Below are 23,773 nucleotides of genomic sequence, written 5' to 3'. Positions count from 1 at the left end.
GCGCATGGCACCATCGATCCGGTGACCGAAAGGGACGGCACGGCAGCACCGCACGGCTCGGACTTCCTGCAGCTGCGGGCGGACGACGTGCCCGCGGACGGCAAGGCCGACTGGCTCGCACGGCAGGTACGGCAGGCGATCACCGACCGCCGGCTGACCGTGGGCAGCAGACTCCCGGCCACCCGCCTGCTCGCAGCGGAACTGCGCGTCTCACGGGGCGTGGTGACCGAGGCGTACCGCAGGCTCGCGGAGGACGGTCATGTCGAAGGGCGTCGACGCGGCGGCACGGTCGTGGTCGCGGCGCCCCCGCCTCCGTTGCCGTCCCGTACCGAACAGCCGCTGCCGACGGGGCCGTTCACCGGCTCCCCCGACTCCCGCGTTTTCGACGCGCTGCGGGCCGCCGACGCAAGGATCGACCTCACCCCGGGCCGTCCCGACCTGTCCGCCTTCCCCCGCACGGCGTGGCTGCGCGCCGAACGGGCCGTGCTCGCCGAGCTGTCCAGCGCCGACCTGGGTTACGGCGACCCGCGCGGCGCGCCCCCGCTGCGCCGTGCGGTCGCCGACTGGCTGGCGCGCAGCCGGGGCATCGCGGTCGACCCGGACGGCGTCCTGATCGTCGCGGGCATCGCCCAGGCGCTCACCCTGCTGCACCCGGTGCTGCGCGCGGACGGGATCACGGCGGTCGCGGTGGAGGAGCCCGGTTCGCTCGGCACCCGCCAGCATCTCGCGCACGGGGGCCTGTCCACCCCGCCCGTCCCGGTCGACGCGCACGGCCCGGACGTCACCGCCCTGCGTGCCACCGGCGCCCCGGCGGTGCTGCTCACCCCGGCGCACCAGTTCCCCACCGGCGTGGTGACCAGCGGGGAGCGCCGCCGCGAGCTGCTGCGGTGGGCGGCGGACGGCGGGCTGATCCTGGAGGACGACTACGACGCGGAGCACCGCTACGACCGCCCGCCGGTCCCGGCGCTGCGCTCCCTGCTCACCGACCGTCTCTGCTACATGGGCAGCGTCTCCAAACTGCTCGCCCCCGCCCTGCGCATCGGCTGGCTGCTCCCGCCCCGGCGGCACCTGGTGGCGCTGAGCGACGCGAAACGCTTCACCGACCTCGGCAGCGCGGTGCTCCCCCAGCTCGTCCTGGCCCGGCTGATGGAGACGGGGCAACTGGAGCGGCACCTGCGGCTGCTGCGCGCCCGGCACGTCCGCCGCCGGGACGCGGTCATCGCCGCCGTCCGCGAACACCTCCCGGGCGCGGTCGTGCACGGCGCGGCGGCCGGCCTGCACCTGACGGTGACGTACGCGCCGGACGTCCCCGACAGCGAACTGGCCGCGGCCGCATTGGCCTTGGGCGTCAAGTGCCATCCCCTCTCCTGGCACCGGCAGCTCCCCGGCCGCCCCGGCCTGGTCCTCGGGTACGCCGCCGACCCGCCCGGCGCCCTCACGGAGGGCGTGAGGCTGCTGGGCAGCGCCTTGCGCACACTGGCCTGAACCGACGCCCCGGCCGAGCAAAAGCCTCTGAACCAGCTCAAGTTGCTTCACCCGGCACCCTCGGGGTGCGTACGGTCGACAGTACGAGTACGGGCGTATCGACGTTGGTGACGGCAGGACAGGGGACAGCTGTGTCGATGGAGCACATCGCCGTGATCGTCCTGGCGGTCGAGGTGGTCGTCATGGTGTCGGCGCGGGTCGGCGCCGAGCGGCGCCAGTGGGCCCACGCCAGGGGACGCGGCCCCGCCCCGCAGCCGCGCGAGGACCTCACCTTCGTACCGGCGGCGCTGTACGGGATCGCCGCGGCGGCGATGGCGGTCGGCGCCCTCACCATGTCCGTCGAACCGACCCTCGGCGCGCTCGCCACCGTCACGATGTTCGGCGTGCTGCTCCCCGCGTTCACCGCGAACGCCGTGCTCCGGCTTGCCACGCGGGGCGGACGCAGGGCCGTCACCCCGGGCCTGCGCGGCCTCGCGGCCACGGTCGCCGCGACGGGCGGTCTGGTGTCGGTCGGCCTGATCTGAGATCCGGGTCCGGCAGCCGCCCCGGACCCGCTATGATCCCTCGGTCAGCCTTTGGCGCGCCCCGGCAGGGCAGCCCAGAGGCTTTTTTCATGCCTTCCGACGACACCAACTCCCCTGACCTGAGACCCGGTTACCGAGACCTCCTCCGCAACCGCGAGTTCGCCGGCCTGTACGCCGGGTTCACGCTCACCGTCGGCGCGAGCACCCTCTCCGGCTTCGCGCTCGGCACGCTCGTCGACCGGTCGACCGGCTCCCCGTTCCTCACCGCCGTGAGCATGTACGGCGCGACCCTCGCGACCGTGCTCGGCGCGACCACGCTGATGTCGGTCGCGGACGGCAGCCGTCCGCGCCGCACCCTGGTCGCGCTCCAGTGCGTCGCCCTCGCGGGCGCCTGCGCGCAGGCGGCCCCCGGCATGCCGCTCGCCGCCCACTTCGCCCTGCTCCTGCTGCTCGGCTTCTTCCAGTCCCTCAACACCGGGACCCGCATGGGCCTGCTCGCCGAGGTGGTGCCGGCCTCCGCGTACGTCCCGGCCCGCTCGCTGATGAACATCACCGCGGGCGGCACCTCCGTCCTCGGGTTCGCGCTCGGCGCGGTGCTGCTGCGCCACCTCACCCCGCAGGGTCTGTTCCTCGCGGCGGCCGGACTGACGGCGGCGGCTCTCGCCGTGACGGCGGCGACCGTACGGGAACGCTCCATCCGCCCGCCCCGCCGCCCCGGCCTGCGCGAGACGTGGACGGCCAACGCGGCTCTCCTCTCCCGTGGCGGCCCGCGCGCCCTGCTCCTCAACCTGTGGGTGCCCAACGGCCTGATCGTCGGCTGCGAGGCCCTGTTCATCCCGTACGCCAAGCAGGACGCCGGCCTCCTGCTGGCCGCCGCGTCCGGGGGGATGCTCCTCGGCGACCTGGCCGTCGGCCGGCTGCTCTCCGCCGAGTGGCGTCGCCGCTGCGCGTTCCCCCTCCGGCTTCTGCTCGCCGTGCCGTACCTGCTCTTCGCCCTGCACCCGCCGACGGCCGTGGCGGCGGTCGCCGTGTTCGTGGCGAGCGCGGGCTTCGCGGCCACGCTCCCCCTTCAGGAACGGCTCCTCGCCCTCACACCCGAGCAGGTGCGCGGCCAGGTGCAGGGCGTGGAGTCGGCGGGCCGCATGACCTGGCAGGGCATCGGGGCGGCGGTGGCGGGCGGATCGGCGCAGTTCCTCTCCCCGACGGTGACGATCACGGCGCTGGCAGCGGTGTCGGTGTGCGTCACGGTCGCCTCCCGCCCGTACGTGAACCGCACCGGCGCCCTGAAGGACGCGGGATATGTGCCCGATCGGTAACAACACGCCTGGAACCGGGCCTGAAGGGCAACCGCGGGCCGCGGAATCCTCGTGCTCGGAGGCACCACACGTAGCCGTCCGACCACGGGGTGACACAGATGAAGACCGCAGCCCGCAGAGCCCGCCCTGCCTGGAAGCCGTACGCCGTCGTCGCGGCGGTCGCCGCCGCGCTGCTGGCGACGGCGGCGTGCGAGGGCGCCGACCTGGACGGGGGCGGATCGGCGCCCCCGTCCACCTCGGCGAGCCGGGCGACGCCCCCGGCACCGGACGACGCGTCCGACGCCCCGGCCGGCGGTGACGACTCCGCGGGCACGGGCCTCTGCACGATGGGCGACCTCGCCTTCACCGCGTCGAACTACGGCGAGAGGGGGGAGCCGGCCCGGCACATCATGGTGGTCGCCACCAACGAGAGCGACAGGGACTGCGACATCCAGAACGCCCCGGAGGTCATGCTGGGCGACGCGCAGGGCCCGGCCCCGGTCATGGAGGGCACGGAAGCCGGCGAGCCGTTCACCCTCGCTCCCGGCGAGAAGGCGTACGCGGGTGTGCTCGCGACCGGCGGGAACCGGGACACCTACGAGGTGACGTTCATGACGCTCACCCTCGGCAGCCCGGGCGGTGAGGCCGAGGCGGAGGAACCGGTCGAACTGGAGATGCCGACCGAGGGGTCCTTCCAGGCCGACGACGGGCAGCGCGTCACCGGCTGGCAGCCCACGGAGGGCCTCGCCATGCGCCCGGTCACCCAGTCCTGACCCCGGGTTGTCGGTGCGCGGCGCTACGGTGCCGCGCATGACCGACACCTCCGGCGACGACCGCCGCTTCCCGCCCGCCCTCGCCGAACTGGCCCGCACGCCGGTCGACTACGCCGACGGCGAGGGCATCGACTTCGAGCCCTACGACGCGTTCGACTCGGCCGAGGCGACCACCGAGTGGCTGCGCCAGTGGACGGGGAACCCCGAGCTGGACGGCGACGCCTTCCGCGTGTTCGGCCAGGACGGCACCGGCGGTCTCGCCGCCCTCTGGCTGGTGCGCACCGGCCGGCCCCTCACCGAGCAGCCCGTGGTCTTCCTGGGCTCGGAGGGCGAGACGGGCGTCGTCGCGGGCAACCTCTCCGATTTCCTGTGGGTGCTGGCGGAGGGCATCGGCCCGCTGGAGTCCGTCCTGTACGACGACCATTCCCCGCGCCCCGACGGTGCCCTTCCCGCCCTGGCCGCCCGTCACGCCACGACCCCGCGCCGCCCCGCACGCACGATCATCTCCGAGGCTCGCGCCGAGTTCCCGGCCTTCGCCGAGCACATCGAAGCCCTCTGCCGTTGACCTCGGCCGCGCCGTACGCCACTTCAGGCAGCGTTCGCCGCCCCGCCGCCTGTCACCTGGTCGTGCCGGCAGTCGCGGCAGCGGCCCGGTTCCGGGGCGCGGAAGACGCGCTCGCAGCCGTCGCACTCCTGGAAGGGGGGCGGGCGGTGGGCGCGGCCCGTGGCCGGTGGAGGTTCCGGGGCGGCTGGAAGCGGTGGGGGAAGAAGTTCCCGCAAGCGGTAGGCGAGCACCCCGGCCGGATACTTCATGACGACGGGCAGGTCGGCGGTCAGGGTGTGACGCAACGCCACCGGGCCGACGCCCCGTTCGAGCCAGTCGACGACGGCCGGGGCCAGTCGGCGCACCTCGCGCAGCGACAGCGTGAGGCGTTCGTCGGAGCGGCGCAGACCGGCGAGCAGCGCGACCGCCTTCTCGTGCAGCGGTCCGGAGGGGGCCGGGTCGTGCGACGGCACCTCGGGGGCGGTGGAGACGGGCGCCTCAGCCACCGGCGCCGGCGCGTCCGGGACCGTGGGAGCCGTCGGACCGGCCGGGACCACCGGTACGGCTGCGGCTTGATCGTCCTCCTGAGGTGTCTCGCCGCCCACAGCCTCCACCGTGTGACGCGTACGCGCACGCCCCGCCCTCGGACGCCGTTCCACCGCCCGCACGGGCTCCGCGACGGCGGCGGACGCCGCGTCCAGGGGCGTGTGATGGGCGTACGTCCGCGTCACCAGCCGTCCGTCCTCCGTGTGCTCGCGGACCCGCCGCAGATAGCCGTGCGCCTCCAACTCCCGCAGGGCGAAGGCGATCCGGTCCCGCCCTTCGGGGAATCGCTCGGCGAGACTCCGGATGTCGACCGGGGTGCTCTCGGGCACCGAGAAGATGTGGGTCGCCAGTCCGATCGCGGTCAGCGACAACTCGCGGTGCTGGGCGAGGTGGTTGCCGACGACCACGTACTGCCCGGATACGCACGTACGTACGTGGGTGACACCGGACGGGGTGGTGGATCGCGGAACGCCCTGAATCGGGCGCGGGGCAGCACTAAGCTTCTGCTCAGCCATGGGGGAAGGGTTCGCTTCCTCTGTGGTCAGGCCCTCGCCCGGGAGTGCTAGTCCCGGTCGGGGGCCGACGTCTGTACGGGGTCGTGAGAGCGCCGAGTTGATCCGGCCTCTGAGCAGAGAGTGCCCGCCCGCACCACCGCCGCGCCAGTCAGTTCGACACGTTTCACCCAGCCGAGTGATCAACACGAGGTTTGGTTGGTTTGGTTGGTAATTACCCTAGGTACTTAGGTCTTTTTACGGCCCGCGGCCCCGTCGGCCGGCCCACCGGAGCCCGTCCCGCCCGGCTCCGTTCCGCGGAGTGCCGGGGACCATGCCGGGCCCGGTCCGAATGTCACCGCGTGTGCCCCCGTCTGTAACAGGCAGGTCCGGGCCGGGGGTCGGACGAAACGGCGCGCGGCCGGGACAGCTCTTGTGGTGCGGAACGGCCGCACTGACGGCCCGTCACTCATACAGGCACCGACACCGAGGAAGAAACCATGCGCGTCAACAAGCTCACCGTCGCCGCCGTTGCCGTCGTCGCGGGCCTGTCGCTCACGGCCTGCCAGAACGAGGAGGACATCGCGGCGGACCCCAAGCCCGCCACGTCCTCCCCGGCCACGGGCGGCGACACGGATCAGGGCCAGGAGGGCACGGGCGCCGGCACCGACGCGGACGGCAAGGCGGACCACTGCCGTACCGACGAACTGGAGATCACCGCCTCGGACGCCACCATCGACGGTGACACCGTGGGCACCGTCGCGGTGGAGTTCAAGAACGGTGGCGGCCGTGACTGCACGCTCACCGGTTACGCGGGAGTCGACCTGAAGACGAACGCGGGCCCGCTCTCCGCCGAGCGCACCGGCAAGGAGGCTCCCTCGGTCACTCTCGAGGACGGCAAGTCGGTGTGGTTCGCCGTCACCTACCCGGTCAACGACTCCGGCGGCTCGGGCACCCGCATCACGGGCCTGGTCGTCACCCCGCCGAACGAGACCAAGCCGGTCACCCTCGACTGGCCGGGCGCCACCTCCCTCCCCGTAACGGACGGCTCGGGCACCCCGGTGAAGGTCGGCCCGATCGGCAGCGCGGGCCAGGGCGGCTGACCCCTGGACCGCCAGCGGATCTTCACCGCCGCGTCCACCCGCCCCGTCTTCAGCTTCGTGCTGTGCGAGGCAACGCTGCGCCGCCCGATCGGGGGCAAGATGGTGATGCGTGGGCAGCTCCAACAGCTGGCCGAAGTAGCCCAGTTGCGTAATGTCGACCTCCAAGTGCTGCCGCTGGACCGTGAGGAGGACTCGGGACTGGGCGGCCCTTTCCGACTCCTCAGGCTCAAGACGGGGATCGCAGTGGGGCTCAGTGAGGTCCAGCTCAGCGCCAACGTGATCACCGACCCGAAACCTCCCGTACGCCTCGCGCACGCGATGCCCACCCGGCTCCCCCTGAACGAGCAACTCGCCGCAGTGCAGCCCACCCTGAGCCGCAACGACACATTGCCGACCTGCCTGGCTGGTACGTGACCGCCGGCTGTCTGGGCGTGCCCCTTCAGCCGGGCGGCCGGTGGCGGGTGTACGCGCGGAACGGCCCACGGCATGAGACGACGGCGGGGCGTGTCCGCAGACACGCCCCGCCGTCAAGAACCGCAGCTCACCTCACGTCGTGGAACGACGCCTCCGCGCCCCCGGCCGCCGCTCACTCGGCCGGGTGACCGGGTCGCCCGCCTCCAGCGCCGCGAGCCGGCGCCGCGCGCCGAAGTCGGCGAGGGCCTCGGCCAGCTTGTGGACCGACGGCTCGGGAGCCATCACGTCCACCCGCAGCCCGTGCTCCTCGGCCGTCTTCGCCGTGGCCGGGCCGATACAGGCGATCACCGTCACGTTGTGCGGCTTGCCCGCGATGCCGACCAGGTTCCGGACCGTCGACGACGAGGTGAACAGCACCGCGTCGAAGCCGCCGCCCTTGATCGCCTCACGGGTCTCCGCCGGCGGCGGCGACGCGCGCACGGTGCGGTACGCCGTGACGTCGTCAACCTCCCAGCCCAGCTCGATGAGCCCCGCGACCAGCGTCTCGGTGGCGATGTCGGCGCGCGGCAGGAAGACGCGGTCGATCGGGTCGAAGACCGGGTCGTACGGCGGCCAGTCCTCCAGCAGACCGGCGGCCGACTGCTCGCCGCTCGGCACCAGGTCCGGCTTCACACCGAAGGCGATCAGCGCGTTCGCGGTCTGCTCGCCCACCGCCGCGACCTTGATCCCGGCGAAGGCACGGGCGTCGAGCCCGTACTCCTCGAACTTCTCACGGACCGCCTTGACCGCGTTGACCGAGGTGAAGGCGATCCACTCGTAGCGGCCGGTGACCAAGCCCTTGACGGCACGTTCCATCTGCTGGGGCGTGCGCGGGGGTTCGACGGCGATCGTCGGCACCTCGTGCGGCACGGCCCCGTAGGACCGCAGTTGGTCGGAGAGCGACGCCGCCTGCTCCTTGGTGCGCGGCACGAGCACCTTCCAGCCGAACAGCGGCTTGGACTCGAACCACGCCAGCCGGTCCCGCTGGGCGGCGGCGGAACGCTCACCGACCACGGCTATCACCGGGCGGCCGCCCTCCGGGGAAGGCAGCACCTTCGCCTGCTTCAGCGTCTGCGCGATCGTGCCGAGCGTCGCCGTCCAGGTGCGCTGGCGGGTCGTGGTGCCCGCGACGGTCACCGTGAGCGGGGTGTCGGGCTTACGTCCGGCGGACACCAGTTCGCCCGCGGCGGCGGCCACCGAGTCCAGCGTGGTGGACACGACCACCGTGCCGTCGGAGGCGCCGACCTCCGTCCAGCACCGGTCGGACGCCGTCCGCGCGTCGACGAACCGCACGTCGGTGCCCTGCGCGTCCCGCAACGGCACACCGGCGTACGCGGGCACGCCGACCGCGGTGGCGACACCGGGCACGACCTCGAACGGCACCCCGGCCGAGGCGCACGCCAGCATCTCCTCGGCGGCGTACGCGTCGAGTCCTGGGTCGCCGGACACCGCACGAACGACCCGCTTGCCGCCCCGCGCAGCCTCCATGACAAGATATGCGGCATCCCTATTCACGGGGACACCGGCGGTTGTTGACGCGCCGTCAACGACCGTCAGCTGGGGCGTGCCCGGCGTGGACGTAGTGGTGTCCGCGTCCGTGTGCACCTCGGCGACGCCCTGCCTGGCGTGCGTCCGTACGACATCGAGCACGTCGTGCTCGGCGACGAGGACGTCCGCGTTCGCCAGGGCCTCCACGGCGCGCAGGGTCAGCAGTCCCGGATCCCCGGGTCCGGCACCGAGGAAGGTGACGTGCCCTTGTTCCGGAGGGGCGGGAAGAGTGGTGGGGCTCAAAGTGCTCGCTCCCCCATCAGACCGGCCGCGCCCTGCGCAAGCATCTCGGTGGCGAGTTCGCGACCGAGCGCCGTCGCCGCCTCGTGCGTCTCGGGCACGGGACCGGTGGTGGACAGCTGCACCAGCGTGGAACCGTCGGTCGTGCCGACGACGCCCCGCAGGCGCATTTCCTTGACAATCTGCCCGTCGGCCAGAAGGTCGGCGAGCGCCCCCACGGGTGCGCTGCAACCGGCCTCCAGGGCGGCGAGCAGTGACCGCTCGGCCGTCACGGCGGCCCGCGTGAGCGGGTCGTCGAGCTGGGCGAGCGCGGCGATGAGGTCCGCGTTGTCCGCGGTGGTCTCGACCGCCAGTGCCCCCTGGCCGGGGGCGGGCAGAACCGTGTCGACCGACAGGAAGTCGGTCACCTCGTCGCTGCGGCCGACCCGGTTGAGCCCGGCGGCCGCCAGCACCACCGCGTCCAGGTCGCCCTTGGTGACGTACCCGATGCGGGTGTCGACGTTGCCCCGGATCGGGACCGTCTCGAAGTCCAGGCCGTGGGTGCGCGCGTACGCGTTGAGCTGCGCCATGCGGCGCGGCGAACCGGTGCCGATGCGCGCCCCGCGCGGCAGATCGGTGAGCTTCAGCGCGTCCCGCGCGATGATCACGTCCCGCGGGTCCTCGCGTACCGGGATCGCCGCCACGACCAGCTCGTCGGGCTGGGTGGTCGGCAGGTCCTTGAGGGAGTGCACCGCGAAGTCCACCTCGCCGCGCGCCAGGGCCTCCCGCAGCGCGGCGACGAAGACGCCCGTGCCGCCGATCTGCGCGAGGTGCTCGCGCGAGACGTCGCCGTACGTGGTGATCTCGACGAGCTCGACGGGCCGTCCGGTCACCTGGCTCACGGCATCCGCCACCTGCCCGGACTGGGCCATGGCGAGCTTGCTCCGCCTGGTCCCCAGCCTCAGTGCCTTCTCAGTCATCCCGGCCCTCGGTTCTCTGCGTTCATCTCGGTGCTTTCCTCGGCGCGGGAGACGGAGGCCACCGTCTCGGGGTCGAGGTCGAACAGGGTGCGCAGCGCGTCCGCGTACCCGGTCCCGCCGGGCTCGGCCGCGAGCTGCTTGACCCGGACCGTCGGGGCGTGCAGCAGCTTGTCGACCACCCGTCGCACGGTCTGGGTGATCTCCGCGCGGTGCTTGTCGTCCAGGCCGGGGAGCCGCCCCTCCAGGCGGGCCATCTCTCCGGCCACCACGTCGGCCGCCATGGTCCGCAGGGCGACGACGGTCGGTGTGATGTGCGCCGCCCGCTGTGCCGCCCCGAACGCGGCGACCTCGTCGGAGACGATACGCCGGACCTGGTCCACATCGGCAGCCATCGGAGCGTCCGCGGAGGCCTCCGCGAGCGATTCGATGTCGACGAGCCGCACGCCGGGCAGGCGGTGCGCCGCCGCGTCGACGTCCCGCGGCATGGCGAGGTCCAGCAGGAAGAGCATGGGCTCGGGGCGCTGCGGCACGTCGACCGGCTCGGGCCGACGGCGCTCGGGGATGCGGCCGATCGCGGACGCGGCCGCGGCGAGCGCGCCGATGACCTCGGCGTCCGCCTCCGGACCGGTGCCGCGGGCGGCGTCCCGGCGGTCGACGGCGGAACCCGCCGCCCACGCGCCGTGCTGCTCCAGCGTGGCCGCGTCCATCCCGGCGACGGCCGCCTCCCCCATCACGGAGAAGCCGGGCCGCACCGTGGGAAGGTCCACCGGGCAGCCGTCCTCGGCGGAAGGCTGCGCGGGCGGGGCGCTCTCGCGGGCGTCCTCCTCGGCGACGGCGTCGAGGTCGACGACCGGCGCCGTCCCGACGCGGCCCTCGACGCCCGCGGCCACCATGTCGGCGGTCAGCACCAGGCCCGTCGCACCCGTGCAGGAGACGACCACATCGGCACGTGTCAGCTCGAACGGCACCGATGTCATCGGGACCGCGCGGGCCGTCACGTCCGTGTCGTCGCCCTCGGTGAGGATCCGCACCAGTCGCTCGGCGCGGTCGGGCGTGCGGTTCGCGACCACGACCTCGGCGACCCCGGCGCGCGCGAGCGTGGCCGCGGACAGCGAGGACATCGACCCGGCGCCTATGACGAGGGCCTTCTTGCCGCGGGCCCAGGTCTCGACGGGGGTGCCGAGCGCGAGCTGCTCCAGACCGAAGGTGACCAGGGACTGCCCGGCGCGGTCGATGCCGGTCTCGGAGTGGGCCCGCTTGCCGACCCGCAGCGCCTGCTGGAACAGGTCGTTCAGCAGCCGTCCGGCGGTGTGCGTCTCCTGGGCGCGGGCCAGCGAGTCCTTGATCTGGCCGAGGATCTGCCCCTCGCCCACGACCATCGAGTCCAGTCCGCAGGCCACCGAGAACATGTGGTGGACGGCGCGGTCCTCGTAGTGCACATAAAGATAAGGAGTGAGCTCCTCCAGGCCGACCCCGCTGTGCTGGGCGAGCAGCGTGGACAGCTCGGCGACACCGGCGTGGAACTTGTCCACGTCGGCGTACAGCTCGATGCGGTTGCAGGTGGCGAGGACCGCGCCCTCGGAGGCGGGCTCCGCGGCGACCGTGTCCTGCAGCAGCTTCGTCTGCGCCTCCACGCTCAGCGACGCCCGCTCCAGCACGCTGACCGGGGCGCTGCGGTGGCTCAGTCCGACGACGAGAAGGCTCATGCCGGCATCACGGCGGGTACGTCCCCGTCGGGCCCCTGGTCGGTGGCGGAGTCCTGGCGCTTGGCGGCGACGGCGCTGTTGGTGGTGCCGGCGGCCTGCACGGCGGCGCCGTCGGCGGCGGCCTCCTCACCGGCCTTGCGCTGCTCGTGGAAGGCGAGGATCTGCAGCTCGATGGAGAGGTCCACCTTGCGCACGTCGACGCCGTCCGGGACGGTCAGCACGGTCGGCGCGAAGTTCAGGATGGAGGTGACACCGGCGGCCACGAGCCGGTCGCAGACCTGCTGGGCGGCGCCGGCCGGGGTGGCGATGACGCCGATGGACACGCCGTTGTCCCGGATGATCGCCTCGAGCTCGTCGGTGTGCTGCACGGGGATGCCGGCGACGGGCTTCCCGGCCATCGCGGGGTCGGCGTCGATCAGCGCGGCGACCCGGAAACCACGCGAGGCGAACCCTCCGTAGTTGGCGAGGGCGGCGCCGAGGTTACCGATACCTACGATCACAACCGGCCAGTCCTGGGTGAGGCCGAGTTCGCGGGAGATCTGGTACACGAGATACTCGACGTCGTAGCCGACACCCCGGGTGCCGTAGGAACCCAGGTAGGAGAAGTCCTTGCGCAGTTTCGCGGAGTTGACACCCGCGGCGGCCGCCAGCTCCTCCGAGGAGACCGTGGGCACCGAGCGCTCGGAGAGCGCGGTCAGGGCGCGGAGGTACAGCGGAAGGCGGGCGACGGTGGCCTCGGGAATCCCTCGGCTACGGGTCGCCGGTCGGTGAGTTCGGCCAGTTGCCACGGTGCTCCTGCGGGTAGAGCGGGGCTTCAGGCGGTCATACGTCCCCGGACCGCCCCGTCGAATGCAGGCTATGTCTTTGTGAACGCGTGCACAAAGATTGTGTCCGATTTGCCCGGCCAACGTGACCGGGGTCACGCGCCCCCGGCGCACGCACGGGGAACCGGCGCGCCCGCGCCGCTGCTCCTTGGCTTCTAGGGGCAAAACCGCACACTCTCCTCTGTGAATCCCGCCCCCGAGACCAAGTCACCATCGATCCTAAGCGAAATTCCGCCAGATTGAACTGGCCGGTCAGTCACCCAGGGCCTTGCGGAGACGGTCCTCGTTCACGCGCCAGAAGGTGTGCTGCCGTCCGTCGACGAGCACCACGGGGATCTGCTCCCAGTACTTCTCGTACAGCTCGCGGTCCTCGGTGATGTCCTTCCGCTCCCACGGGACCCCGAGCTCGGAGCACACCTTCTCCACCACCACCTGGGCGTCGTCGCACAGATGGCAGCCGGGTTTGCGGATCAGCGTCACGAGCCGGTCCCGCGGGGGTCCGGCGCGGCGGAAGAGAGGGCTCATACGGGTCATTGTCCCGCCCAGGGACGAGGCCGGGACACCGCCCGGGACACACAGAGTTCACGACGTGGCGACCTCTCGGCACCGGGAGGGGCGTGCGCACTGGCTATGCTCACGCCATGGCCGCTCTCGGATGGCTCACTCCCCGTAGGCGCTCCGCCACGGCGCGGAGCGTGTTGGCTGGCGAGGCCTCGGCGGAGGCCGCCCGCAAGTCCACCCAGGAAGTTTCCGAACGCGAACCCGAGTTCCCGGTACCCGGTGACGAACGGGCCGCCGCGTTCTTCGACCTGGACAACACCGTCATGCAGGGCGCCGCCCTGTTCCACTTCGGGCGGGGCCTGTACAAGCGGAAGTTCTTCGACACGCGCGAGCTGGCCCGGTTCGCCTGGCAGCAGGCGTGGTTCCGGCTGGCCGGCGTCGAGGACCCCGAGCACATGCAGGAGGCGCGCGACTCGGCGCTCTCCATCGTCCAGGGCCACCGCGTCTCCGAGCTGCAGTCCATCGGCGAGGAGATCTACGACGAGTACATGGCGGAGCGGATCTGGCCCGGCACCCGGGCGCTGGCCCAGGCGCACCTCGACGCGGGCCAGCGGGTGTGGCTGGTCACCGCCGCCCCGGTGGAGATCGCCACGGTGATCGCCCGCCGCCTGGGCCTGACCGGCGCGCTGGGCACCGTGGCCGAGTCGGTCGACGGCGTGTACACGGGCAAACTCGTGGGCGAGCCCCTGCACGGCCCCGCGAAGGCGGAGGCGGTCCGCGCGCTCGCGCTCGCCGAAGGGCTCGACCTGAGCCGCTGCGCCGCATACAGCGACTCCCACAACGACATCCCGATGCTGTCGCTGGTGGGCCACCCCTACGCGATCAACCCGGACTCCAAGCTGCGCAAGCACGCGCGTCAGATGGACTGGCGGCTGCGCGACTACCGCACCGGCCGCAAGGCGGCCAAGGTCGGCATCCCTGCCGCGGCCGGCGTGGGCGCGGTGGCCGGAGGCACGGCCGCCGCCATCGCCCTGCACCGCAAACGCCGCTGACGCCCCGCGGCCCGGCCCGGCCCGTGCATGCCGCTGACGCTCCGCGGCCCGGCCCGTGCGTGCCCGCTGTGACCGGGCCGGGCCGCGACACGCCCAAACCGACTGCCGTACCCCGCAACCGGCCCGAGCAGTCCTCTTGGCTGCACACGGCCACAACTCGCCCCGGACTTATCCGGAATTCGAAAGCTTCCGGTCATCAACCGGTCAGCTCCTCATCCCTGAACATGCGTCAACCGGTTACGGAAGCGACCTAATCGGTGATTTGAGCAACTCGGTGTAGCAGTGCCTGCACGAAGCGTTATTCTCCTCAGACGCATTCCGGGACCACCCCTTCGCCACGACGGGTGAACGGCCCCGCACTGCACGTGATGGAAGCTCTGCCTCTGGGAGTCCCGTGTACCCACACGTCGGGGTTGACGCCTCGGGCCTGGCTACGCTGCGCGCGACAGTCGCGACAGCCCGAGACATGTTGCGCGGAATCGTCCCCCCCGCGCACGCCGTCCCCGCATTCGCCGCCGTCCCCGCCGGCCCGTGCTACGCCCTCGCCGAGGGCACGGCCGCCGTCGGCAGACGAGGACGACCGTCCGGCGCTCCCGCTGCCCGCCGTCCCGCCGCCGACAGCGACAGCGCCCGGATGATGGACCTCGTGGAGCGCGCCCAGGCCGGCGAGGCGGAGGCCTTCGGACGGCTCTACGACCAGTACAGCGACACCGTCTACCGCTACATCTACTACCGCGTCGGCGGCAAGGCGACCGCCGAGGACCTCACCAGCGAGACCTTTCTGCGGGCGCTGCGCCGCATCGGCACCTTCACCTGGCAGGGCCGCGACTTCGGCGCCTGGCTGGTGACCATCGCCCGCAACCTGGTCGCCGACCACTTCAAGTCCAGCCGCTTCCGCCTCGAGGTCACCACCGGGGAGATGCTCGACGCCAACGAGGTCGAGCGCTCCCCCGAGGATTCCGTTCTCGAGTCCCTGTCCAACGCCGCCCTCCTCGAAGCCGTACGTCGGCTCAACCCCCAACAGCAGGAGTGCGTCACGCTCCGATTCCTCCAGGGGCTGTCCGTCGCCGAGACGGCCCGCGTCATGGGCAAGAACGAGGGCGCCATCAAGACCCTTCAGTACCGGGCCGTCCGCACCCTCGCCCGGCTCCTCCCGGACGACGCCCGCTGACCCGGCACGCCCATCGGGCGCAGCACAGCGAGCCACACTCAACTCACCCTGAGTGAAACCCGGTTGGATTCCTCAATTGGGCTACCGGTGTCCGTAACCCAAGTGCCGCGCCCGTCGTTGTGCGGGATACAGGCTCCCTGTGGTCACCCCCTGACCGGCTCCGCTCACCCGATCGTGTGGCGTCGCCCGGGCATGGGAACCCTCAGACCCCCTGGGGAGTCGACCGTCATGACGAGAGGAGGTGCCGCCAGTGATCGCGAACGTATCGGCGCACCGGCGGGCGAACGCCTTCGCCCAGGCCCTGGAGGAGCAGTCCGACCGGGGCACGGCGGCCGAGCGAACCGAAGGACCGGCACCGGCCGCGGCCGCCGCCGAGACCGAACAGGACCAGCTGCTCACGCTGGCCTCCGGTCTTGGCGCGCTGCCCCGGCCGGAACTCGACCCCGAGGTGAAGGTCGTCCAGCGAGCCCAGCTGGTGGCCGCGTTCGAGGCCATGCTCCAGGAGGGCACCGCCGCAGGCGAGGCGACGGACCGGGCCGTTCCCGAACAGCGCTCGCGCCGCGCCAAGGGCGCCCACCGCGCGACCCCGCTGGGCAGGCTGCGGCCACGGTCGCGGCTGGCCAAAGGGCTCACCGCGGGCGGACTCACCGTCGGCGTCGCAGCCGGCGCCCTCGGCGGAGTCGCCGCCGCCAGCTCCGACGCACTCCCCGGCGACTCCCTCTACGGACTCAAGCGCGGCATCGAGGACGTCAAGCTCACCTTCGCCGACGGCGACGACGAGCGCGGCCGGGTCTACCTCGACAACGCCTCCACCCGGCTGAGCGAGGCCCGCCGGCTGATGGAGCGCGACCGCGCCGGTTCCCTCGACCACGAGTCCCTGAACGACATCCGCCGCGCCCTGTCCGGCATGCGCCACGACGCCTCGGAGGGCCACCGGCTGCTCCGCGAGGCCTACGAGCGCAACCCGGACTCGCTCGGCCCCATGCAGGCGCTCTCCTCCTTCTCCCGCGCCCACCGCGACACCTGGGGCAATCTGCGCGACCGGCTGCCCGTGCAGCTCGGTGACGTCAGTGAGCAGGTCACGTCGGTGTTCGACGCCATAGACGAGGACGTCGCCCCGCTGCAGTCCCTGCTGCCGCAGTCGCCGAGTGACGGCGCGGGCGACGGGAAGCGGCGCGGCGGCTCCGCCCCGGCATCCGACGCCCCGCCCGCGAGCGAACCCTCGACGTCGCCCAGCACCGGACGGGACGGCTCCGGCACGGGCGAGGCGAGCGCGGGACCGACCGACTCCGCCGACGCCGAGCGCGAGAGGGACGGCCTGCTCGGCGGCAACACCGGCGGCCTCCTCGACCCGCCCCAGGAAAGCGGCCAAAGCAGTACGCCGCCGCCGACGGGCTCGGCCACCCGGCCTCCCGCCCCCGACGTCACGCTCCCACCTCTCCTACCCGGGCTCCTCCCGGGTCTGGGCATCGACGCGGAGGACCGGGAGTAGCACTGTGGGCGCCCCTCACCGAGGGGCGCCCACAGTTCGCATCAGGGGATCAGAAGAACACCGACCGCCGCTGTACCAACAGCTTGTACAGCGTGTGCTGGATCTGCTCCCGGACCTGGTCGGTCAGGTTGAACATCAGCATCGGGTCCTCCGCCGCCTCCGGCGGATACCCGTCCGTCGGGATCGGCTCCCCGAACTGGATCGTCCACTTCGTCGGCAGCGGAATCGCCCCCAGCGGCCCCAGCCACGGGAACGTCGGCGTGAGCGGGAAGTACGGGAAACCCAGCAGCCGCGCCAGCGTCTTCGCGTTGCCGACCATCGGGTAGATCTCCTCCGCCCCGACGATCGAGCACGGCACGATCGGCGCCCCATGCCGCAGCGCCGTCGACACGAACCCGCCCCGACCGAACCGCTGGAGCTTGTACCGCTCGGAGAACGGCTTCCCGATGCCCTTGAACCCCTCCGGCATCACCCCGACCAACTCACCCTGCGCCAGCAGCCGTTCGGCGTCCTCCGCGCAGGCCAGCGTGTGCCCCAGCTTCCGCGCCAGCTCGTTCACCACCGGCAGCACGAACACCAGGTCCGCCGCCAGCAGCCGCAGATGGCGCCCGGCCGGGTGGTGGTCGTGCACGGCGACCTGCATCATCAGCCCGTCCACCGGGACCGTCCCCGAATGGTTGGCGACGATCAGCGCACCGCCCCCGGACGGGATGTTCTCGATGCCCTTCACCTCGACCCGGAAGTACTTCTCGTACATCGGGCGCAGCAGCGACATGAGGACCTGGTCGGTGAGTTCCTCGTCGTAGCCGAAGTCGTCGACGTCGTAGTCCCCGGTGAGCCGACGGCGCAGGAACGCCAGCCCGCTCGCGACGCGCCGCTCCAGGCCGCCGTCACCGCCCTCGCTGTCCGCGCCCTGCTCACGGGGCTGTTCGTCCTCACCGGTCACGGGATCATCCTCCCGTGCCGCGGCCGTCCCCGGCAGGGGCTGGACCTCCCCCACCGCCGCGGGGCGTGCCGCACCCTGGCGGCGGCCGGCCGCACCACGGCGGCGCGACGCGGCACTCCCGCGGGAGCGGTGGTCGTCGTCGAACGGAATGACCTTGGCGTCCGCCATCGTTGCTGCGCTCCTCAGTCGGCGCCGTGCGCCGGCACATGGCCGCTGCCCGGCACGGGCAGCGCGGCGATCCGGTCAACGGCCCTCGCGACGGTCTCCGGCGGCAGCAGCCCCGGACCGCGGCTGCGCACGAAGTCCGCAAACGTTTCGGCAGTCGAGTACTTGGGGGTGAAACCCAGCGTCTCCCGCATCTGGTCCGTGGCCACCACCCGCCCGTGCGTCAGCAGCCGGATCTGCTCGGGCGAGAAGTCCGACATCCCCAGCGTACGCATCAGGGAGCCCGCCCAGGTGACCGCGGGAAGCAGCAGCGGCACCGTCGGCCGGCCCAGCCGCCGCGAGCACTGCGACAGCAGCAGCACCCCGTCACCGGCGATGTTGAACGTGCCGCTGTTGAGGGTCCCGCGCCGCGGCTCGTGCGCGCCGATCCGCAGCACCTCGATAACGTCGTCCTCGTGCACGAACTGCAGCCGCGGGTCGTAGCCGAACACCGTCGGCAGCACCGGCAGCGCGAAGTACGACGCCAGCGGGGTGTCCGCGGCCGGACCCAGGATGTTGGCGAACCGCAGCACGCACACGGCGACGTCCGGGCGGCGCCGGGCGAAGCCGCGCACATAGCCCTCGACCTCCACCGTGTCCTTCGCGAAGCCGCCGCTGGGCAGCGACTTGGGCGGCGTCGACTCGGTGAACACCGCCGGGTCGCGCGGCGCCGAACCGTAGACGTTGGTGCTGGACTTCACCACGAGCCGCCGGATGTTCGGCGACTTCTGGCAGGCGCCCAGCAGCTGCATGGTGCCGATGACGTTGGTCTCCTTCAGCGACGCCCGGCCGCCGCCGCCCAGCGGCGTGCCCGTCACGTCGAGATGGACGACCGTGTCGGCGCCCGACTCGGCCAGCACCCGCGCGATGGTGGGCTGCCGGATGTCCGCCTGGACGAAGTCCGCGCCGCCCAGATGGTGCTCGGGCCGCACCGCGTCCACGGCGACCACCCGGTCCACCTCGGGGTCCCGCTGGATCCGCCGCACGAAGCGGCCCCCGAGCTGCCGGGCCACCCCGGTCACGAGCACGACCTTCCCCAAGATCAGCGCCTTCCTCTCACCCTGCTGCCGACGGCCAACCTACCGGGTCGCCGTCGCCCTGTGATGCCGAGCGGATACGTGAAGTGACAACATCCCCGGGACGTACACCGGACGCACCAAGACGGTGGGCGTACCAACGGGCAGTGGCCCCCCACCGAATCGCGGTGGGGGGCCACTGGGACACGCTCTCGCGCTGTCGCTTACTTCTTGTTGCGACGCTGGACGCGCGTGCGCTTGAGCAGCTTGCGGTGCTTCTTTTTGGCCATCCGCTTGCGCCGCTTCTTGATAACAGAGCCCACGACTACCCTCGCTCACTTCTCATCACTCGGTGTTTGGGCGCCATGGGCCCACACGACCTTCGAGGGGTCAGCCTACCCGCCCGAGCGCTGAGGTCGTAATCGAGGTGACCGGGAAGGCCCATGAGTGCCCGGTACGGGCCCTCCCGGGATCACCGTCAGGCCGTTTCCACCCCCACGTAGCTCTCGCGGAGGTACTCGTGTACCGCTTGCTCCGGGACGCGGAAGGACCGCCCCACCCGGATCGCGGGCAGATGACCGCTGTGCACCAGGCGGTACACGGTCATCTTCGACACTCGCATCACCGAGGCGACTTCCGCCACGGTAAGGAACTGAACCTCGTTCAGAGGCCTCTCGCCAGCTGCAGCCATGACACACCTGAACCTTCCGCACTCGACGGCCACCGGCTTCCCCTTCCGGTGACTCTTCGTCGTTGCGTGCTCACTCCCCAATGTAGGGGCGGGTGATGCGAGTGGGGAAGAGGTGCACCCATCGGCGGCCTACTGTGACAGACACGCTCGATTGAGTACGTAGCGGGTCAGCGGCAGGTAGTAATCGGACCGCGCACCGTCGTCAACCGGAACGGCCACCGAGACGGCCCCCTCGGCCTGCCCCACGAACGGCGCCGGGTCGTTCACATCGGCGGGCCCGACACTCTCGAACCCCAGCTGACCTGCCCCGCAGATCCAGCCGTGGTCCCCGATCACCAGCCCGGGCAACGGCCCGCCGGCATCCGCGGCGGCCGCCAGGGCCACCCGAACCGGGAGGGGGGAGTGCGTGTGCGCGCCCGGCTCACAACCGGGGCGCTGCGCGGTCGCGCCCCGGACCAGCCCGACCCCGCGGACGTAGTCGATCGTGGCCGTGCGTAGACCGAACCGGGTCGTTATGTCGACACAGCGACCCTGCGCGGGGGTGAGAATCTCACATCCCGCCGCCGACAAGGCGTCTGCGAGCACGGCGTAGAAGCCGAGCAGCCGATGCGGATGCCCGGTGCCCAGCAGCACCGGAACACGGCGCCGCGCGGCCTCCGCCAGCCGGCCCGCACAGGCGTCCAGGGCGGCCAGCGTACGCTCCGGATCGATGATCTCGGGCCCCGACGTCCGCCTTGGGTCCGCCGCCACCCCGCACCGGTCCGCCATCAGCGCGAGCACCTCCCGCTCGCCCCACGCCCCGACCGGGTCGAGCCCGATCATCACCCGCGGGTCCCGGGCGGCGAACAGCCGGTAGCTGCGCAGGCTCTCCTCCCGAGTGGTGCCCACCACCCCGGCGAGCCCGGCCGTCAGAAGATGCGCGCGGAGGCGGTCGGCGGTCACCACACAGGCGATGGTGCGCCACCCGGCCGCGCCGCGGGCCGGAACGCGGCCCACGCCCCACGGTCGGCGTAACAGTCGGCTGTCAGGCCAGCAGGCCCCGCAGCGGGAACACCGCCCGCCGGGTCGCCAGGATCGCCTGGTCCAGCCGGTCCGCCGGGTCGTACCCCTCGTCCCACGCGGCCCACGGCACCGGCCAGCGGCCGTCCGTCATCCGGTGCGGAGCCGGCTGCCGGGTCCGCGCGTACACCTGGTGCCGCCACTCGTCGGGCACGAGCGTCGTCGGCTCCACGGGCCGTCCGGCCGCGATGCCCACCAGGTGCGACCAGGACCTCGGCACGACCTCGACCACCGCGTAGCCACCGCCGCCCAGCGCCACCCAGCGGCCGTCGGCGTGCTCGTGCGCCAGGTCGTGACAGGCCACCTGCACCGCCCGCTGCGCGTCCAGCGACACCGCCAGGTGTGCCAGCGGGTCCTCGAAGTGCGTGTCGGCCCCGTGCTGCGTGACCAGCACCTGCGGCCGGAAGTCCGCGATCAGCTCCGGCACCACCGCGTGGAACGCCCGCAGCCATCCCGCGTCCCCGGTGCCCGCCGGCAGCGCCACGTTCACCGCGCTGCCCTCGGCGCTCGACGCGCCCGTCTCCTCGGGCCACCCGGTCTGCGGGAACAGCGTCCGGGGGTGCTCGTGCAGCGAGATCGTAAGCACCCGCGGGTCCTCCCAGAACGCCGCCTGCACGCCGTCCCCGTGGTGCACGTCGACGTCGATGTACGCCACCCGCTCCGCACCCAGCTCCAGCAGGCGCGCGATCGCCAGCGCGGCGTCGTTGTACACGCAGAAACCGGACGCGGCGCCCGGCATCGCGTGGTGCAGACCGCCCGCGAAGTTCACCGCGTGCAGCGCCTCACCCCGCCACACCGCCTCGGCCGCGCCCACCGACTGCCCCGCGATCAGCGCCGACACCTCGTGCATGCCCGCGAACGCCGGATCGTCGATGGTTCCGAGCCCGTACGACTGGTCCGCGGAGCCGGGATCGGCCGACGCGGCGCGCACCGCGTCGATGTAGTCCTCCCGGTGCACGAGCCGCAGCGTCGACTCCCCCGCCGCCTTCGCCGCGACCACGTCCACGTCACGGTCCAGCCCGAGGGCGGTGACCAGACTGCGGGTCAGCGCCAGCCGGACCGGGTCCATCGGGTGGTCCCGGCCGAAGTCATAGCCCGTTACTGCTTCGTCCCACATCAGCTGTGCGCGGCCGCTCATGCCCGCCACCGTATCGGTCGGCCCCCGGAGCGAACGAACGGGCGTGCAGGAGCGTCACCAGCACCAGCACCATCGGCACCAGCATCGCCCCGCGGTAGCTCCAGGCCTCCCCCAGCGCCCCCACCAGCGGCGAACCGATCAGGAAGCCCACGTAGTTGAAGACGTTCAGCCGTGCCACGGCCGCGTCCGACGCCCCCGGCCGCCCCGTCTCGTACGCCCGTCGCCCCGCCGCGGCGAACGTCTGCGGCACCAGCACGCACAGCCCGAGCCCCAGCAGCGTGAACCCGAGCATCCCGGCCCACGCGCCCGGAGCCGCAGCCACCACGGCGAACCCGGCCGCCGCCACCAGCGCCCCGGCCCGCACCACCGCCACGGCCCCGAACCGCCGCACGCCGACGTCCCCGACGGTCCGCCCCAGCAGCGTGGTGACCATGTAGACGTTGTACGGCACGGTCGCCGTCTGCTCGGAGCTGCCCAGCACGTCCTGGAGGTACTTCGCGCTCCAGTTGGAGACCGTCGAGTCCCCGATGTACGCCACGGTCATCACCAGGCACAGCGGCAGCAGCCACTTCAGCCCACCGCCGGCCCCGGCCCCGTCGCCCTTCTCCACGGGACCCTGGGCCTCCCCGTCGACGTACCACCGGCTGCCCACCAGCGCGGCAGGCAGCAGCACCAGCACCACCGGCAGGTACGACACCCACAGCGCCAGCCCGTAGTGCGCCCCGACCCAGGCGAGCGACGCCCCGACGATCCCGCCCAGGCTGTACGCGGCGTGGAAGCTCAGCATGATGCTCCGCCCGTACGCCCGCTGGAGACTCACCCCGAGCATGTTCATCGAGGCGTCCAGCGCGCCCACGGCCAGCCCGAACGCCGCCAGCGCCAGGGCGAGCACGGCCATCTGCCGCCCCGCCCCGACGGCCAGCAGCGCCAGTAGCACGACCGGCTGGGACCACCGCAGCACCCGGCTCGGCGGCACCCTCCGGACCAGCCGTTCCGTGGAGACACTGCCGATGCCGGCCAGGATGGGCACGGCGGCGAGGAAGACGGGCAGCATCCCGTCCGAGACCCCGTACCGGTCCTGGATGCCCGGGATGCGCGTCACGAGCAGAGCGAAGGCGACACCCTGCACCAGGAAGCTGAACGCCAGCGAGGCCCTGCCGCGCCGCAGCACATCAGTCATGGCGGGAGCGTAGGGCCCGGGGGTACCGGTGGGTAGATCCGGTCAAAGATGAATCGTGCTCAGTTCTCGGGGCGATCGCCGGCCGTGAGCAGAGGGAGCAACTCCCGCATGTCCCCGAAGAGTCGGGTGGCGGCGTTCAGCTTCTCCGCCGGCGTCATCGCGGTGAACCCGCAGACGTCCATCCCGGCCGCGACGGCCGCCTGGACGCCGAGCGGGCTGTCCTCGACGACCACGCACCGTTCGGGAGCCGTGCCCATCCGATCGGCCGCGTACAGGAACAGGTCGGGGGCGGGCTTCCCCCGGCCGACGTCCTGCGAGCTGTAGATCCTCGATTCGTCGAAGAACCGGTCCAGCCCGGCCGCCCGGTGCCCGACCCGGATCCGCTCATGGCTCCCCGAGGACGCCACGCAGTAGGGCACCCCGTCCGCCGTCAGCTTCTCCAGCACGTCGGCGACCCCGGGCACGGGCTTCAACTCCCGCTCGAACGCGGCGAAGACGCGGGCATGGAAGACGTCGTCGAAATCGGCCGGCAGCCGCTGCCCGGTGCGCTCCTCGATCAGATCGTGCACCCGGTGCATGGCCGACCCCATGTAGTCCCGGATGGACTCCTCGTAGGTGGTCGGGTGCCCGAGCTCGGTGAGATAGGCGGCGAGGTGACGGTTGGAGAGGGGCTCGCTGTCGACGAGGACGCCGTCGTTGTCGAAAATCACCAGGTCATAGCGCATGACCTCGACCCTAAACGCAGAAAGCCCCCGTGCCGAATGGCACGGGGGCTTTCTGTTCAAGAATTGTTCGGCGGCGTCCTACTCTCCCACAGGGTCCCCCCTGCAGT

General features: G+C 72.4%; 24 protein-coding genes. 10 read left to right on the top strand and 14 right to left on the bottom strand.

The window, feature by feature from the left end; genetic code table 11:
* Nucleotides 1–12: 12 nt before the first annotated feature.
* The 5 genes from ACF1AG_RS24745 to ACF1AG_RS24725 all read left to right on the top strand — a co-directional run bounded on the left by ACF1AG_RS24745 (nucleotide 13) and on the right by ACF1AG_RS24725 (nucleotide 4,642).
* Nucleotides 13–1,485, top strand: coding sequence for a PLP-dependent aminotransferase family protein (locus tag ACF1AG_RS24745; RefSeq protein WP_391810464.1), 1,473 nt, complete (start codon nucleotides 13–15; stop codon nucleotides 1,483–1,485).
* 137 nt (nucleotides 1,486–1,622) lie between these two features.
* Entirely contained in the window at nucleotides 1,623–2,009 is a 387-nt protein-coding gene (locus ACF1AG_RS24740; protein ID WP_359602935.1) for a hypothetical protein, read from the top strand.
* Nucleotides 2,010–2,098: 89 nt separating this feature from the next.
* Nucleotides 2,099–3,325, top strand: a complete 1,227-nt coding sequence (locus ACF1AG_RS24735; RefSeq protein ID WP_391810408.1) for a hypothetical protein — start codon at nucleotides 2,099–2,101, stop codon at nucleotides 3,323–3,325.
* Nucleotides 3,326–3,423: 98 nt separating this feature from the next.
* Entirely contained in the window at nucleotides 3,424–4,077 is a 654-nt protein-coding gene (locus ACF1AG_RS24730) for a DUF4232 domain-containing protein (protein WP_359602938.1), read from the top strand.
* Nucleotides 4,078–4,114: 37 nt separating this feature from the next.
* The gene (locus tag ACF1AG_RS24725) at nucleotides 4,115–4,642 is read left to right on the top strand and encodes an SMI1/KNR4 family protein (RefSeq protein WP_359602940.1); all 528 of its coding nucleotides are present in this window, start codon (nucleotides 4,115–4,117) and stop codon (nucleotides 4,640–4,642) included.
* A gap of 23 nt (nucleotides 4,643–4,665) precedes the next feature.
* On the opposite strand, the gene ACF1AG_RS24720 is transcribed toward ACF1AG_RS24725, so the two are convergent.
* On the bottom strand, nucleotides 4,666–5,682 hold the full coding sequence (locus tag ACF1AG_RS24720) for a helix-turn-helix domain-containing protein (protein ID WP_391810407.1): 1,017 nt from the start codon (nucleotides 5,680–5,682) through the stop codon (nucleotides 4,666–4,668).
* Nucleotides 5,683–6,158: 476 nt separating this feature from the next.
* On the opposite strand from ACF1AG_RS24720, the gene ACF1AG_RS24715 reads away from it, so the two are divergent.
* Both ACF1AG_RS24715 and ACF1AG_RS24710 read left to right on the top strand, forming a co-directional pair.
* Complete coding sequence (locus ACF1AG_RS24715) at nucleotides 6,159–6,761, top strand: DUF4232 domain-containing protein (protein WP_359602944.1); 603 nt, start codon at nucleotides 6,159–6,161, stop codon at nucleotides 6,759–6,761.
* A 3-nt stretch (nucleotides 6,762–6,764) separates the two neighbouring features.
* Nucleotides 6,765–7,175 carry a Scr1 family TA system antitoxin-like transcriptional regulator gene (locus tag ACF1AG_RS24710; protein WP_391810463.1) on the top strand — a complete coding sequence of 137 codons (411 nt, stop codon included), beginning with the start codon at nucleotides 6,765–6,767 and terminating at the stop codon, nucleotides 7,173–7,175.
* A 132-nt stretch (nucleotides 7,176–7,307) separates the two neighbouring features.
* On the opposite strand, the gene ACF1AG_RS24705 is transcribed toward ACF1AG_RS24710, so the two are convergent.
* The 5 genes from ACF1AG_RS24705 to ACF1AG_RS24685 all read right to left on the bottom strand — a co-directional run bounded on the left by ACF1AG_RS24705 (nucleotide 7,308) and on the right by ACF1AG_RS24685 (nucleotide 13,016).
* Entirely contained in the window at nucleotides 7,308–9,005 is a 1,698-nt protein-coding gene (locus ACF1AG_RS24705; RefSeq protein WP_359602945.1) for a bifunctional uroporphyrinogen-III C-methyltransferase/uroporphyrinogen-III synthase, read from the bottom strand.
* On the bottom strand, nucleotides 9,002–9,961 hold the full coding sequence (hemC, locus tag ACF1AG_RS24700) for a hydroxymethylbilane synthase (RefSeq protein WP_359602947.1): 960 nt from the start codon (nucleotides 9,959–9,961) through the stop codon (nucleotides 9,002–9,004). The genes ACF1AG_RS24705 and hemC overlap by 4 nt, the downstream gene beginning before the upstream one ends.
* Nucleotides 9,958–11,667 carry a glutamyl-tRNA reductase gene (locus ACF1AG_RS24695; RefSeq protein WP_359602949.1) on the bottom strand — a complete coding sequence of 570 codons (1,710 nt, stop codon included), beginning with the start codon at nucleotides 11,665–11,667 and terminating at the stop codon, nucleotides 9,958–9,960. The genes hemC and ACF1AG_RS24695 overlap by 4 nt, the downstream gene beginning before the upstream one ends.
* Complete coding sequence (locus ACF1AG_RS24690) at nucleotides 11,664–12,455, bottom strand: redox-sensing transcriptional repressor Rex (protein WP_359602951.1); 792 nt, start codon at nucleotides 12,453–12,455, stop codon at nucleotides 11,664–11,666. The genes ACF1AG_RS24695 and ACF1AG_RS24690 overlap by 4 nt, the downstream gene beginning before the upstream one ends.
* A 288-nt stretch (nucleotides 12,456–12,743) precedes the next feature.
* Complete coding sequence (locus ACF1AG_RS24685) at nucleotides 12,744–13,016, bottom strand: glutaredoxin family protein (protein ID WP_033272641.1); 273 nt, start codon at nucleotides 13,014–13,016, stop codon at nucleotides 12,744–12,746.
* A gap of 116 nt (nucleotides 13,017–13,132) precedes the next feature.
* On the opposite strand from ACF1AG_RS24685, the gene ACF1AG_RS24680 reads away from it, so the two are divergent.
* The 3 genes from ACF1AG_RS24680 (at nucleotide 13,133) to ACF1AG_RS24670 (ending at nucleotide 16,707) form a co-directional block, all read left to right on the top strand.
* Nucleotides 13,133–14,044: an HAD-IB family hydrolase gene (locus ACF1AG_RS24680; RefSeq protein ID WP_359602953.1), complete on the top strand. Its 912-nt coding sequence runs from the start codon at nucleotides 13,133–13,135 to the stop codon at nucleotides 14,042–14,044.
* Nucleotides 14,045–14,438: 394 nt separating this feature from the next.
* On the top strand, nucleotides 14,439–15,215 hold the full coding sequence (locus ACF1AG_RS24675) for an ECF subfamily RNA polymerase sigma factor, BldN family (protein WP_078492972.1): 777 nt from the start codon (nucleotides 14,439–14,441) through the stop codon (nucleotides 15,213–15,215).
* A 250-nt stretch (nucleotides 15,216–15,465) separates the two neighbouring features.
* Nucleotides 15,466–16,707 carry a DUF5667 domain-containing protein gene (locus tag ACF1AG_RS24670; RefSeq protein ID WP_387798202.1) on the top strand — a complete coding sequence of 414 codons (1,242 nt, stop codon included), beginning with the start codon at nucleotides 15,466–15,468 and terminating at the stop codon, nucleotides 16,705–16,707.
* 49 nt (nucleotides 16,708–16,756) lie between these two features.
* On the opposite strand, the gene ACF1AG_RS24665 is transcribed toward ACF1AG_RS24670, so the two are convergent.
* The 8 genes from ACF1AG_RS24665 to ACF1AG_RS24630 all read right to left on the bottom strand — a co-directional run bounded on the left by ACF1AG_RS24665 (nucleotide 16,757) and on the right by ACF1AG_RS24630 (nucleotide 23,666).
* Complete coding sequence (locus ACF1AG_RS24665) at nucleotides 16,757–17,821, bottom strand: lysophospholipid acyltransferase family protein (protein WP_391810406.1); 1,065 nt, start codon at nucleotides 17,819–17,821, stop codon at nucleotides 16,757–16,759.
* A gap of 14 nt (nucleotides 17,822–17,835) precedes the next feature.
* Entirely contained in the window at nucleotides 17,836–18,897 is a 1,062-nt protein-coding gene (locus ACF1AG_RS24660) for an NAD-dependent epimerase/dehydratase family protein (protein ID WP_369157315.1), read from the bottom strand.
* 200 nt (nucleotides 18,898–19,097) lie between these two features.
* The gene (locus ACF1AG_RS24655; protein ID WP_003948845.1) at nucleotides 19,098–19,196 is read right to left on the bottom strand and encodes a 30S ribosomal protein bS22; all 99 of its coding nucleotides are present in this window, start codon (nucleotides 19,194–19,196) and stop codon (nucleotides 19,098–19,100) included.
* A 155-nt stretch (nucleotides 19,197–19,351) separates the two neighbouring features.
* Nucleotides 19,352–19,564 carry a helix-turn-helix domain-containing protein gene (locus ACF1AG_RS24650; RefSeq protein WP_004984898.1) on the bottom strand — a complete coding sequence of 71 codons (213 nt, stop codon included), beginning with the start codon at nucleotides 19,562–19,564 and terminating at the stop codon, nucleotides 19,352–19,354.
* Nucleotides 19,565–19,693: 129 nt separating this feature from the next.
* On the bottom strand, nucleotides 19,694–20,509 hold the full coding sequence (locus ACF1AG_RS24645) for a phosphatase (RefSeq protein ID WP_359607618.1): 816 nt from the start codon (nucleotides 20,507–20,509) through the stop codon (nucleotides 19,694–19,696).
* A 79-nt stretch (nucleotides 20,510–20,588) separates the two neighbouring features.
* A complete protein-coding gene (locus tag ACF1AG_RS24640) occupies nucleotides 20,589–21,761 on the bottom strand; it encodes an acetoin utilization protein AcuC (protein WP_359607620.1) in 1,173 nt (390 codons plus the stop codon).
* Nucleotides 21,712–22,941, bottom strand: coding sequence for an MFS transporter (locus ACF1AG_RS24635; protein ID WP_359607621.1), 1,230 nt, complete (start codon nucleotides 22,939–22,941; stop codon nucleotides 21,712–21,714). Before ACF1AG_RS24635 ends, ACF1AG_RS24640 begins: the two co-directional genes overlap by 50 nt.
* Nucleotides 22,942–23,000: 59 nt before the next feature.
* Nucleotides 23,001–23,666: an HAD family hydrolase gene (locus ACF1AG_RS24630; RefSeq protein ID WP_359607623.1), complete on the bottom strand. Its 666-nt coding sequence runs from the start codon at nucleotides 23,664–23,666 to the stop codon at nucleotides 23,001–23,003.
* Between the last annotated feature and the right edge of the window lie 107 nt (nucleotides 23,667–23,773).

It is taken from the genome of Streptomyces sp. NPDC014764 (assembly GCF_043082785.1).
Classification (GTDB): Bacteria; Actinomycetota; Actinomycetes; order Streptomycetales; family Streptomycetaceae; genus Streptomyces; species Streptomyces althioticus.
The sequence above is the reverse complement of the archived record's forward strand: the minus strand, read 5'-3'. Positions and strand labels throughout refer to the sequence as shown.